This is a genomic window from Acidobacteriota bacterium (genome assembly GCA_009838525.1).
GTDB lineage: Bacteria > Acidobacteriota > Vicinamibacteria > Vicinamibacterales > UBA8438 > VXRJ01.
Genome location: VXRJ01000018.1, coordinates 497,321 through 509,806, shown reverse-complemented (window position 1 = coordinate 509,806; position 12,486 = coordinate 497,321). Strand labels below are relative to the sequence as shown.

The window sequence follows — 12,486 nt, the reverse complement described above, 5'->3', positions numbered from 1 at the left end:
AGGCTCCTAGCGCGTGATCCAGGGACTGAACGCGTCCTCGCTTTCGAGTCGTTCAAGGACCTGCTCGGCCTCCGGCCGGTCGGCGAACGGCCCAACGCGCACGGTGAACATCGCGATGGGTGCGGACTCCAATGGAATCGCGACGAACGCCGGGTAGCCCCTCTCGGTCAGTCGCTTCGCCAGCTGCTCCGCGGCGGTTCGATCCCGTAAGGCCGACACCTGCAGCGCGTAACCACTCTCCCGTACCGGGGTAATGATCGGCTGTGTCGGAGAAGGACCATCCGCTGGCGCCCGTTCCCGGGACGCAGCCGGCAAGGCGCCGAGCGCATCCCGGACGGCTGTGAACGGTCCGCCGAGTCGCTCCGGGTACGTCAGGTCCGCGCCGGCCAGCGCCGCGGTAGCGGGCTCCCGTCGGGGTGTGCTGACGACAGCCGGTGGTTCGCTGGCGTCGAACGCGGCCGTTCGTACATTGTCAAGCTCGCCGCTCAGCATCTGCGCGAGCGGAACTCCCCGACCGACCAATACTCCGCACAGGAAGACGAGTACCCCAACCACGGCGGTTACCACGAAGAGAAAAACCACCTGCTTGGGGCTGAGACGAACCTGGGCGTGTGGTCCGCTCGTCACGCGGGCTTGTCCGTCTTGCCTTCGGCTGGCGTCCTGGCGCCACCAGCGGCGCCGCCGCCAAGGCTACCCAGCATGCCTGGCAGGTCCATCGGCATCGGGAAGACGATCGTAGAGTTCTTTTCGCCCGCTATCTCGGTCAGTGTCTGCAGGTAGCGAAGGACGGGCGCCAGCGGCTGGCGCGACATGATCCCCGCCGCTTCCGACAGCTTCTCCGACGCGATGTACTCACCCTCCGCGTGGATGATCTTCGCCCGCTTCTCGCGCTCAGCCTCCGCCTGGCGGGCCATGGCGCGCTGCATGTCAACCGGCAGATCGACATGCTTCACTTCGACCGACGACACCTTTACGCCCCATGGGTCGGTGTGGGTGTCGAGAATCTGCTGCAGCTGCTGATTGAGCGATTCTCGTTCCGACAGCAGTCCGTCGAGTTCGACCTGGCCGAGCACGCTGCGCAATGTCGTCTGGGCAAGCTGCGAAGTCGCGTAGTGGAAGTTCTCCACCTCGACGACGGAACGCTGCGGATCCATCACGCGGAAGTAGACCACCGCGTTCACCTTGACCGAGACGTTGTCCTTCGTGATGACGTCCTGCGGCGGCACATCCATGACGATGGTTCGCAGGCTGACACGCACCATCCGATCGATAGGGGCAAAGACCAGGATGACGCCCGGTCCCTTCGACCTGGGATAGAGCTTGCCGAACCGGAAGATGACCGCCCGCTCGTACTCGTTGAGGATCTTGACCGAGTTCGCCAGGTACAGCAGGACGACGACAAGAAAGATCAGTTCCGGTCCGATGTTCATGGTTTCTTCGCTCCCGCCCGCTCGACCCGCAACGTCATCCCCTCGACCGCGACAACCCGCACGGCATCACCGTCACCTATCGGGTCATCGGCAACCGCCGTCCAGATCTCGCCGTGCGTTTCCACACGACCCGACCCGCCAGCCGGGATAGGCCCGAGCGCCCGCCCCGGCGAGTCGATCATACCGGAGCGGCCCGTCACCGCGCGCATCCGGTGGGCTCGAATCCCCAGGTGCGCCAACGCGGCGGTTATGAACCCCAGCGCCAGCATCGTGCCCAACAGGAAGGGCCATCCGAGCTGCAGCTCCGGCAGTTCGGAGTCGAACAGCAGCAATCCCCCCATCAGCATGCTGACGAGGCCGCCGGTCGCGAGAATGCCGAACGTCGGCGTAAACATCTCGGCTACGAGAAGCAGCAATCCGAATGCGATCAATAAGAGGCCGACATAATTCGTGGGCAGGATCTGAAACGCGAAGAACGCCAGCAAGAGACAAAGACCACCCACGACACCCGGCACAATACTGCCGGGATTCCACAGCTCGATGGTCAGGCCAAGGCTGCCGAGGCTGAACAGCAGCACGGCAATCTGCGGATGCGCCACCGCGCTGAGGAGCCTCTGCCGCCAGGTCATTTCGACCGGCTGGATGTCGGCGCCATCGAGCTGGACTACAACGGACGTGCCATCCCACCGGCGAATGTCGCGGCCCTCGAGCTGAGCGATCAGATCGTCGACATCGTCAGCGATCAGATCGATAAGCGGTGGGTCCGCCTCCAGCGCTTCTTCTTCCGTGAACGACCGGCTCTCGGTAACCGCCTCCTCCGCCAGCGAGATATTCCGTCCGCGACGGCTGGCTAGGGACCGGGCGTACGCGGCAACATCGGAAGCTGCCTTCTCGGCCGCCGTTTCGTCCATCGCCTCGCCAGTGCCGGAGACCGGATGTGCGGCGCCGATGTGTGTGCCGGGCGCCATGGCCGCGATATCGGCCGCAATCGTGATGAGGAAACCCGCCGATGCGGCGCGCGCTCCGCTGGGACCTACCCAGACGGCAACCGGCGTATCCGCCTCGATGATCGATTGATTGATCTCGCGTGTGGAGTCGACAAGGCCACCTGGTGTGCGAAGCGTCAGGACAACAAAGTCGGCACTATCGGCATCCGCCTTCTCGATCGTCTGCGCGATGAACTCGGCGGAGACCGGATGTATCAGCGCGTCGACGTCAGCCGCGTAAACGAGCGCGCGGTCGGTACGGCGAGCGCTGTCACCGTTTCCTTCACTCGTATTCCCTTCTGGTTCCTGCGCCTGCAGAAAGGGATGGGCGATGGCGCCCGCGAGCAGGAGGCCCCAACTGATGAGGGTTAGCCAAAGGCCCGGACGGATTCGGCGGCGGGCATGCCTGAGTGACATGATCCATTATCGCGCAAGCTGGCGCGCTGTCCCTCGCCTGAAACGGCATTTGATTATCGCATACACTTGCCGCGTCCATGTCGACGGCCGCCATTCTCGCCGGCGGGCAGGCGCGCCGGTTCGGCGGCCACGTCAAGCCGCTGCTCCCGCTCGGACGGCAACGGATCATCGACCGCCTGCTGCGGGTTCTCGGTTCTGTCGCCGACAATGTCGTCGTTGTTCTTGGCACATCGGAACCCGAGCCGTTTTCTTCCGGCAACGCCCGCGTAGTCAGCGACCGCATCCCGCACGCGGGCCCGCTTGGCGGCCTGCACACGGCGTTGTCGGTGTCGACCTCACCCTGCACGCTGGTTGTGGCCGGCGACATGCCGTTCCTGTCCGGCCCGTTCCTCGCCCACCTGCTCGCGCTGGGGACGGGCGACGCGGCGGTCGATGCCGTGGTGCCCCGCACCGGCGATGGATGGCAGCCACTGTGTGGCTGTTACCGCAGATCGTGCCTTGGCCGGATCGAAGAGCGCATCCAGCGCGGTGCGCTCAAGACGAGCGCTCTGCTGGACGACCTGCGGACGCGCGTTCTGACGGAAGTCGAACTGGCAACCTACGACGAGGATGGCGCGCTGCTCTTCAACATCAATACGCCGGCCGACTATTCCCGGGCGCTGGCCATCGACGCCTATCGCACCGATAGTCTTGACAGCCCGTGGTGAGACCCCCGCTACCTTCTAGCGGCGATGCGCGGGGTTTCACCACGGGCTGCTAGAGTTCAGGGACACCTCGCATGATCCTCCCGGTCCATCAGGAGTTGCGGTCACGCGTTCGCGACGCGCTCGTCAAGCTCTATGGACTCGCGCCGGACCAACTGCCGGACATCGTTGTCCAGTCGCCGCCGCGGCGCGCGATGGGCGACCTCGGGATCACTGTCGCCTTCGAACTCGCGCGGACCCTGCGCAAGGCGCCCAAGACCATCGCGGCCGAGCTGATCGACGCCTTGGGAAGTATCGACGGCATTTCGGATGTCGTTGCGGCACCCAACGGCTACGTCAACATCTTCCTGCGCCGCGCGGCATTCACCCGGCGCCTGTTCTCGCCCGACCCCGGCGCCGACCGCGCCTCGGTGGTCTCGACACCGACCCGGGGCAAAGCGATCGTGGAACACACCGCCATCAACCCCAACAAGGCGGCGCACATCGGTCATCTGCGCAATGCCGCCCTCGGCGACACACTTGCTCGCGTGCTCCGCTTCCTCGACCTCCCCGTGGAAGTGCAGAACTACATCGATGACACCGGCGTCCAGGTAGCGGACGTCGTGGTCGGCTTCGAGCAGCTCGAGCGGATGTCCTGCGACGACGTCGCCGCGCTCGCCGATCAACCGCGGTTCGATCACTACTGCTGGGACCTCTACGCCGCCGTGACTCGTTGGTACCACGAGGACGAGACGCGCCTCGAACACCGCACACGCACGCTGCACGACCTCGAGCACGGCTCAGACCCGTCCGCCGCGCTCGGCGCACTCATCGCCGACCGGATCGTCCGATGCCACCTTGCGACGCTGGCCCGGATGAACATCGAGTACGACCTGCTAACCCGCGAAAGCGACATCCTGCACCTGCGTTTCTGGGCGCGAGCATTCGAAGTACTGCAGAAGGCAGGGGCGATCCACCTCGCAGAGTCCGGGCCCCAGGCCGGCTGCTGGGTGATGCCAATCGAAGACGGCGCTGAGGCCGGAGAGCGAAGCGGACCGAAGTCCTCAACGAAGGTCATCGTCCGCTCCAATAGCACCGTCACCTACGTCGGCAAGGACATCGCGTACCAGTTCTGGAAATTCGGCCTCCTGGGCTGCGACTTCCGCTACGCGCCGCACAGCATCCAGCGATCCGGCCATCCGCTCTGGACAACGACATCCAACGCCTCGGGCGCGGCTGGAGGCGCGCGACAGCCGGAGATTCGTTTCGGCAGCGCGTCGAGCGTCTACAACGTGATCGATACGCGCCAGTCGTACCTGCAGCAGCTTCTCGCTCAGGCACTCGACGCCGCCGGGCGGCCGCAGGAGGCGGCGCGCTCGACTCACGTCTCGTACGAAATGGTCGCCCTTTCCCGACAGACCGCCGAGGCGCTCGGTTTTGCGATCGGGGCCGATGCGAATCAGCGTGTCGTCGAGGTGTCCGGTCGCAAGGGTCTAGGAGTCAAAGCGGACGATCTCCTCGACCGTCTTGCCGACGCCGCACGCAGCGAAGTAGCGGCGCGTCACGACGATCTGGCCCAGGATCCGGCCGAGACGAACCGGATCGCCGGCATCATTGCCTGCGCGGCGATCCGCTATTTCATGATCAAGTACTCGCGCGGCAAGCTGATCGCGTTCGACATCGACGAAGCGCTGAGCTTCGAGGGAGAGAGCGGACCCTACCTGCAGTACGCTGCCGTTCGCGCGACGAACATCCTGCGCAAGCTGGCCGACGCGGAGGGGACGGACGAGAAGGCCCTGGTTGCCGCCCTGAACGATCTGTCCGATACGCCATTGACTACGGATCCGGAGTCAGAGACCTGGTCGCTCATCCTCGAAGCCTCGCGACTGGACGAGGTCGCCGATCAATCGATCCGCTCACTCGAGCTGTCGGTACTGGCGAAGTACGCATTCAACCTGGCCCAGCAGTTCAACGCCTTCTACCACCGCGCTCCGGTCGTCGCCGAATCCGATCGAGCCACCAGACTCTGGCGCGCCGCCGCGGTACTTCACGTGCGCAACCAGTTGACGAGGGCTCTCTCCCTGATGGGTTGCGAAGTCCCCCCACGCATGTAGCGGCACGGCCCGCTCCCGCCATGTAGTACCCTGCCCGCGCAATGGCTCCTGCAGCCGCGCCACACACGCTTCTTTTCTCCGCGGATCAAATCCGCTACCGCGTGAGGGAGATCGCGACGGCCATCGAAAACGACGCGCCTCCCGGCGAGACCGTCCATCTCGTAGGAGTGCTGACCGGCGGGTTCGTGTTTCTCGCCGATCTGGTGCGTGCGCTGTCGAGGCCGGTCACGGTTGATTTCGTCCGTTGCTCCAGCTACGGGAATCGGACCGTTACGTCCGGCGAGGTGCTCTGGAGTCTCGTGCCGCGTGATGTCCACGGACGCTACGTCGTGGTTGTCGACGACATTGTCGACAGTGGCCTGACCCTGCGCGCGATTCGGAACCACCTGGAGGATCAGCAACCGGTACGACTCCGCGCCGCCTGTCTTCTGGACAAGCCGGCGCGGCGCCGCTGTCACGTGCCGGTCGAGTTCGTCGGGTTTTCCGTCGACGATGTATTCGTCGTCGGCTACGGACTGGACCACGCGGAGCAGTACCGCCACCTTCCCTATATCGCCAGGCTCGATGACAATCAGCCAACCGCCGGCGACCTCCCGACGGACGCCGCGACGGACCGCGGTCAGAACTGAACCCGTACGCCCAATTTCACCGCAACCGGATCGAGTGCGGCGATAACGCGTCCGTCGTCTCCCGTGCGAAGTGAGAAGTTGGTCACCGCGTTGGAGTTCATGAGGTTGTACACGTCCAACATCAGCGTCAGGCGGCTGCGCTCCCCGAGGGCAAGCGCCTTGTCCAGGCGAACGTCCACAATCGTCACGTTCTCGGACCGGTTCTCGGACAGGTCGCTCAGAAAGACAGGCAGGCTGGTACCGGTGCCCGGAACGTCCACGCGCTGAATCAGGGCGTACGGCCAACCGCTCTGGTGTCTGACATTGGCGGAGAGGCCGACTTCACCGGGCAGCGTGTAGCGCGCCAGCAGACGCGCCCCCCAGTTCGTTGTGGCCTGCCGTGCGGCAACATCGAGGCTGTGGTTCTGCCAGATCCGGCCGTGCCCCCCGGAGCCGACGACAAGAGGATCCGAATAGAGCGGGCTCCGCACTTCACCGGACGCCGAGCGAAACTCGTCTCGCCACTGGTAGTCGAAGCTCGCCTGCAGCAGGAATCCACGGGCAAATCGCCGGTCGAGCGCCACCTGCACGGTATCGTAGGACGCGCCGATGCCGGGAAACGCGGCGATCCGGTTATCCACGACACCCGCCACCTCGTCCGGCACGCGTTGCACGTTGAGCGGTGCGCCAGTCACTGCACTCATGGGGCAGTTCCAGTCGGGATCCGCCGTGCACGCGATGCCCTGCCCGGCCGACAGCGCGGTCTGCTGCGGGGCGTTCCAGATTCCGCTGTCACCGCTCAGGTCCTTGCGGACGTAGGAAAACCGCAGCGACGTGTTCGAGGCCAGCTCGTGCTCCAGGGATAGATTCAGCTCGTCGACGTACTCCGGCGGCAACCCGGGATCGATCGGCGTGCCCTCTCCTCCGGAAACCGTACCGGTGGCCCCCTGCTCGTCCAGCTTGGCGCCCAGTTCGCCGGGACCGTCATAGATTCCGTTGGCGTTCCCATCGAGGAACGCGTACCGGATCCACGCCGTGCTGGCAGGATTGGCTCCCGCGTGCGCATCGGCCAGGTTCACGTAGTAGCGGCCGTAGTGTCCCTTCATCACCGTACCCGGCGCCAGCGCGAACGTGACACCGAGGCGCGGCGCCCAGGTATTCCAGACCACGTTTGTCCTTCCCTCGGTGGTTCCGGACGGAAAGAACTCGGCGAAGAATGGACCGGAAACCGAATCGAGATAGTAGGTGTGCTGCTGCTCGTAGCGAACGCCGAGGTTCAACGAGAGCCAGTCCGAGGGCCGCCATGTGTCCTGCACGAACAGGGCGTGGTGCCGGTTCCGGTTGTCCGCGGCTATTTCTCCCTCGGCCGGCATGCTGAAGAGCATGATCCGGTCCACATGGAACGGTCGGCCGTTCGTGCTGTCGTCGAGGTAACGGATGTGTCCGGAGTTGGCGTTCGATCCGAACCGGCTGCTGTCAATCTGGAACTCGTAGCCCACCTTGAAGTCATGGCTGCCACCCAGATCGGGTGCGTAGTGGTTGAGTTTGACGGTGCCCTGCGGTTTCCACCGGACGAACGTGAACGGCGGTGACCCATTGGCGCCGGGAAACCACCCGGCGCCGCTCAGACGGCCGGTGGCGGTGTCGAGACGTGGAGGCTGCCCGCCGGGATCAACCTGCGGCACCATCGGCCAGCCGAATCCGAAATGCTTGCCGGCGGCGGTCATGAACGTGCGGTCGTTCCAGACGCGCTGCCACTCCACCTTGTGCGCCCAACTCCAACTGGCCTGGGCGAGCACCGAGTCGGGACCGACATCGGTGGAAAGGCCACGCTTTGGTTTCTCCTTCAGCCCCCAGTTCGTGTAGCCGATCAGCCGGTCGCCATCAGTCAGACGAAACGTCGCCTTGCCCCCGAACGAATCGAAATCGCCGAGATCGGTTGCGATCGCGCGATCCACGCCCGAAACCGCCTTGTCGATGCGGAAATGGTTGTAGAAGCCATAGAACCACGCCCTGTCGCGCAGGATGGGTCCGCCCAGATCGGCATGCGTTTCGAAGAACAGCAGGTTCGGGTTGCCGGTGTAGCCGCGCGCGGCAAGGTCCGCGTCGCTGTTGTCCCCGACGAAGCGTTCGTCCTCGAAGTCGCCGTGGAACAACCCGCTGAAATCATTGCCCCCACTCTTCATCGTCATCATGACGAGCGAGCCGGGCGCGGTCATTTCCACGTCGTTGCCCGCCGCCGTGGTCGCGAATTCCTCGATTGAGTAATAGTCAAAGTAGAACCCGGTTCCGCCTTCGCCCTCGGTGGTATCAACACCGTCAGCCAGGACGCGGTTCTGGTTGCGCACGCCGAAGCTCTCGTACTCGGTCTGCTGGCTCTTGTGCGAGCCACCAACGTCGAACCCCCGCATCCGAACGCCGGCCGTTTGCCCCAGCACTGACCAGACGTCCGTCGCGGACGGGACTTCCTGTAGTTCGCCTACACCAAAGTCGTTCACCAGCGCGGTTGTCTTGATATCCACTACCGGGGAATCGCCCGTCACCGTGATCGTCTCGGCCACCTCGACCAACTCCAGCGCGGCGTCGATGCGGATCGCGCGGTTTCCTTCCACGATGACGTCCTCGCGTACGACGGTTCGGAATCCGAGCAGGGCAAACGTGAGTTCGTAGTCGCCGCGCCCCAGCGCCCGGAAGCGGTACGACCCGTCCGTCAGGGTCACCGCCGCCTGCGGCGCGATCAGGGCCTCGCCGGACAGCGTCACGGTGACGCCCGGCACCGCGAGCCCCTGAGCGTCCACGACGCTTCCTTCGATTTCACCCGAGACCTGGGCATATCCCGGCGCTGCGAACCACACAATCAACAGCAGGGCGCCACGCGCCCGGTGGACACACTCGGTTCTTCGCAACTTCACTCTCCTGGTTTCATGCGCGAGAGCCCATTGGAGCAGGCTCGCAGTGGTCAGCTGCCATCCTAGTCGTAGGTCACGCGTGGGAGGCGCCAGTGGTCGGCCAGCAAACGGTCCGTCGCGGTGTCAACGGCCGCGGCGAAGGCGTCGGGGCGCATTCGTTCCCGAAACGGAGCGAGTGAGTCGACCGCCTCCGTCCGGAGCCTGGCCGCAGTCGCCGCGTCGGTGTCTTCCCGGGCTGCCTCCGTGAGTGTGTGCTCGAGCCCCGCAAGGCGTTCAACCAGTGTCTGGCGCGGCGCGCCCCGGAGGGCGGCGGCGCCGGGACGCGCGGTATCGACGACGTTCCGAGCTCGGGAAATCGCCTGGTCGAGCACGGGGCTGGCGTCCGCCGCCGGCGACGTCCAGCCTGCCAGAACGGTCGCCAGGTAATCGAGGTGGTCGGCAAGCGACCGGCGCCGTCGGCGGGTTCCCCGCCCTGCAGGACTCGCACCCGGCGCCGGTGTTTCGGATGATGCGCCAACCTCCGCCGTGCCTGCACTGGAAACGTGCACCGCCCGTTTCCAGTCGTCGAAAAGCGTGAATATGTCGGCTTCACAGAACTCGATCCGGAGCGGATACCGCCGCGGACCCCTGGCGTGGTAACGGGAGTAGCGCTGATCGATGCCGCGGCGCACGACGCTCAATGGGACGCCCGCATCCGCCCAGGCGCAGACCATTTCGAATGCCGGTCCGACGATTCGGATCAGGTGGCCGTCGTTCTTGCCGCAGAGGTACGATTCGACAGCACGGCAGTACGCCCCGGCGTCCATCACGCGCCGGCGCCTCCGTGCTCTTCCCAGACATAGCGCAGGCCGATCAGCGTCAGGTCGGGTTCTACTGCGTCGATCACGGTCGTCTCGGAAGCGACCGCGCCAGCCAGGCCGCCGGTCCCGACACAGATCGGAACTGCGTCGTTCCCCAGTTCATCGCGCAATCGTTTGACGATGCCCTCCACCATCGCGACGTAGCCGTAGAAGAGACCGGACTGCATCGAGGCAACCGTGCTCCGGCCGATCACCTCCGCCGGCTTCCGTACGTCCACCCGTGGCAGCCGGGCGGCACGCTGAAACAGCGCGTCCGCCGAAATCTCGACGCCGGGACAGATCACGCCACCCTGGTACTCACCGGCGGACGAAATGACGTCGAACGTCGTAGCCGTGCCGAAGTCGACGACGATGATCGGCCGCCGGATGTCGGCCGGGCCCCCGGCGTACCGGCGGAGGGCTGCCACGGCATTGACCAGGCGATCTGCCCCGACGTCGGCAGGCTGGTCATAGGCGATCGGCAGGCCGGCGTTCTCAGCCGCCGCCACAAGGATGGGACACGCGATCCGGCGCGCCACCATCTCGGCGACCGTCTGCGTCAGGACGGGAACCACCGAGGCGAGAGCCACGCCGTCGAACCGTTTCGGGTCCACGTCATGTTCCGAAAAGAGGCGGTTGACGAGGATCCAGAGCTCATCGGCGGTCCGTGCGGGAAGGGTCGTCAGGCGCCAGCTCACCTCGAGGGTCTCGCCGTCGAAGATCCCGAAGACGATGTTCGTATTCCCGACGTCGATCACGAGGAGCATGCCCTTAGACTAACCGCCCCATCGGAGGTCGCCGCCGACGACTCGCTCCGTGGCGCCGTCGACGTTCACGAGAAGAGCGCCGGCGCCATCAATGCCCGCCGTGATCCCGCGACGGGTAGCCCCAGCGCCGTCGTCCCAGGCAACGGGGGCACCGAGGCTGCTGGGCGACAGCTCGCGCCAGCGATGCAGCAGCTCCGCGGCGCCATCCGTGGCGACGCGCCGCCGCCAACGAGCCAGCCGCGCGAGGAGTCCGGCGCAGAGCGCATCCTGATCGACCGGCGTGCCGACACATTGATCGAGCGCCACGGCGGTGCCGGCCAGATGGGATGGAAACGGTGTATCGCCGACGTTGACGCCGATACCCACGATGGCGCCCTCACCGGCGCCGGGGGGCAACGCCTCGGTCAGAATCCCGGCCACCTTGCGCCAGCTGTTCGCGCTGCGCGGTGCGGCCACCAGGTCGTTCGGCCACTTCACGTCCACCGCCACGCCCGTCGTCTCGCGGATCGCTTCGGCGACGGCAACGCCGGCAAGCAGTGTGATGACCGGCGACTGGCGGCCTCGCAGAATCATCGAGAGATACAGGCCGACGCCTTCTGGCGAATGCCATTCCCGGCCACGACGTCCTCGACCTCTCGTCTGGCGCCCCGCAATGACGACCGACCCGTCCGGCGCACCCAGGGCGGCAAGCTCTGCGGCGGTGTCGTTCGTCGAGACAAGAACCGGGTAATAGCGAACGGACGCCGGGTCCGTTTCCGGCTGCGCCGCAAGAACCGCCGCAAGCGTGGGAGGCAGTGACGGCGCCGGACCGGTCATGGGAGCGTCGTTATGTCGAAACTGAGGTCTGCGGCGCGGACCGAATGCGTAATTGCCCCGACCGATACATACGTCGGTCCAAGCGCGGCCAGATCCGGGATTCGATCGAGCGTCACGCCGCCGGAGATCTCCGTGTCGACCCTGCCCCGGCAACGCGCAATGGCCTCCGCCGCATCGCTCAGCGCGAGGTTGTCGAGAAGGACAATGTCGGCGCCTGCCGCCAAGGCCTCATCTACCTCGACGAGGGACTGGACTTCGACTTCTATCCGGCCGGCCAGCGGTCCCGCGGTTTCCGATTCCGGATCGACGAGCCGCGGCGACCGATCGAGTGCGGAGCGGGCGCGACAAACCGCTTCGGTCAGCGAGCCGGCCAGGCGGATGTGGTTGTCCTTTATGAGAATCCCGTGGCCCAGGCCGAACCGATGGTTCGCGGCACCGCCGATGCGGACCGCGTACTTCTCGAGCACGCGGAAGGTCGGCGTCGTCTTCCGCGTGTCCAGGATGATGGTCCGGCCGCCCGCCGCCTGCGCGTAGCGGCGCGTCTGCGTGGCGATGCCGGAAAGACGCTGGAGGAAATTGAGCGCCGTCCGTTCACCGCCGAGAAGGGCGGCGGCACGACCTTCAAGCGTTGCCACGACCTCCCCCCGTACGCAATGTTCGCCATCTGCGTGCCGCACTTCCGTGACCTCGACATCGGCGTCGAGCTGACGGAAGACTTCCAAGGCAACATCCAGTCCCGCCACCACGCACGGCCCATCGACGCAAATCCGGCCACGCACGCGCCGGTCCTCACGCAAGGTCGCCTGGGTGGTCAGGTCGCCACCCTCCAGGTCTTCGGCGAGCGCGCGGCGGACCAAATCGCGATAGGCGGAGGCGTCGAGCGGCGAGTGGGCCAGGGAGGCTTCCGGAGTGCTGGC

At 65.8% G+C, this 12,486-nt stretch carries 11 protein-coding genes; 3 read left to right on the top strand and 8 right to left on the bottom strand.

The features are described from left to right. Window positions 1–6: 6 nt before the first annotated feature. From F4Y45_08140 to F4Y45_08130, 3 genes are read right to left on the bottom strand one after another with little or no spacing between them, the layout of a single operon-like run. The gene (locus tag F4Y45_08140) at window positions 7–627 is read right to left on the bottom strand and encodes an SPOR domain-containing protein (GenBank protein ID MXY24477.1); all 621 of its coding nucleotides are present in this window, start codon (window positions 625–627) and stop codon (window positions 7–9) included. Further along, window positions 624–1,430, bottom strand: a complete 807-nt coding sequence (locus F4Y45_08135; protein MXY24476.1) for a slipin family protein — start codon at window positions 1,428–1,430, stop codon at window positions 624–626. The genes F4Y45_08140 and F4Y45_08135 overlap by 4 nt, the downstream gene beginning before the upstream one ends. Beyond that, window positions 1,427–2,833, bottom strand: coding sequence for a nodulation protein NfeD (locus F4Y45_08130; protein ID MXY24475.1), 1,407 nt, complete (start codon window positions 2,831–2,833; stop codon window positions 1,427–1,429). Before F4Y45_08130 ends, F4Y45_08135 begins: the two co-directional genes overlap by 4 nt. A 77-nt stretch (window positions 2,834–2,910) precedes the next feature. Here F4Y45_08130 and F4Y45_08125 point away from each other — a divergent pair, with 77 nt between their 5' ends. The 3 genes from F4Y45_08125 (at window position 2,911) to hpt (ending at window position 6,259) form a co-directional block, all read left to right on the top strand. Then, on the top strand, window positions 2,911–3,540 hold the full coding sequence (locus F4Y45_08125; GenBank protein ID MXY24474.1) for a molybdenum cofactor guanylyltransferase: 630 nt from the start codon (window positions 2,911–2,913) through the stop codon (window positions 3,538–3,540). A gap of 71 nt (window positions 3,541–3,611) precedes the next feature. Next, window positions 3,612–5,630: an arginine--tRNA ligase gene (locus F4Y45_08120; protein MXY24473.1), complete on the top strand. Its 2,019-nt coding sequence runs from the start codon at window positions 3,612–3,614 to the stop codon at window positions 5,628–5,630. 41 nt (window positions 5,631–5,671) lie between these two features. Continuing rightward, window positions 5,672–6,259, top strand: a complete 588-nt coding sequence (gene hpt / locus F4Y45_08115) for a hypoxanthine phosphoribosyltransferase (protein MXY24472.1) — start codon at window positions 5,672–5,674, stop codon at window positions 6,257–6,259. On the opposite strand, the gene F4Y45_08110 is transcribed toward hpt, so the two are convergent. Genes F4Y45_08110 through nadC form a run of 5 tightly spaced genes read right to left on the bottom strand, consistent with a single transcriptional unit; the run spans window position 6,250 to window position 12,465 of the window. Further along, window positions 6,250–9,240, bottom strand: coding sequence for a TonB-dependent receptor (locus F4Y45_08110; protein ID MXY24471.1), 2,991 nt, complete (start codon window positions 9,238–9,240; stop codon window positions 6,250–6,252). The genes hpt and F4Y45_08110 overlap by 10 nt on opposite strands. Next, window positions 9,210–9,956, bottom strand: a complete 747-nt coding sequence (locus tag F4Y45_08105; protein ID MXY24470.1) for a hypothetical protein — start codon at window positions 9,954–9,956, stop codon at window positions 9,210–9,212. Before F4Y45_08105 ends, F4Y45_08110 begins: the two co-directional genes overlap by 31 nt. Beyond that, complete coding sequence (locus F4Y45_08100; GenBank protein MXY24469.1) at window positions 9,953–10,753, bottom strand: type III pantothenate kinase; 801 nt, start codon at window positions 10,751–10,753, stop codon at window positions 9,953–9,955. Before F4Y45_08100 ends, F4Y45_08105 begins: the two co-directional genes overlap by 4 nt. A gap of 9 nt (window positions 10,754–10,762) precedes the next feature. Beyond that, window positions 10,763–11,569 carry a biotin--[acetyl-CoA-carboxylase] ligase gene (locus F4Y45_08095; GenBank protein ID MXY24468.1) on the bottom strand — a complete coding sequence of 269 codons (807 nt, stop codon included), beginning with the start codon at window positions 11,567–11,569 and terminating at the stop codon, window positions 10,763–10,765. Beyond that, entirely contained in the window at window positions 11,566–12,465 is a 900-nt protein-coding gene (gene nadC / locus F4Y45_08090; GenBank protein MXY24467.1) for a carboxylating nicotinate-nucleotide diphosphorylase, read from the bottom strand. Before nadC ends, F4Y45_08095 begins: the two co-directional genes overlap by 4 nt. Window positions 12,466–12,486: the final 21 nt, after the last annotated feature.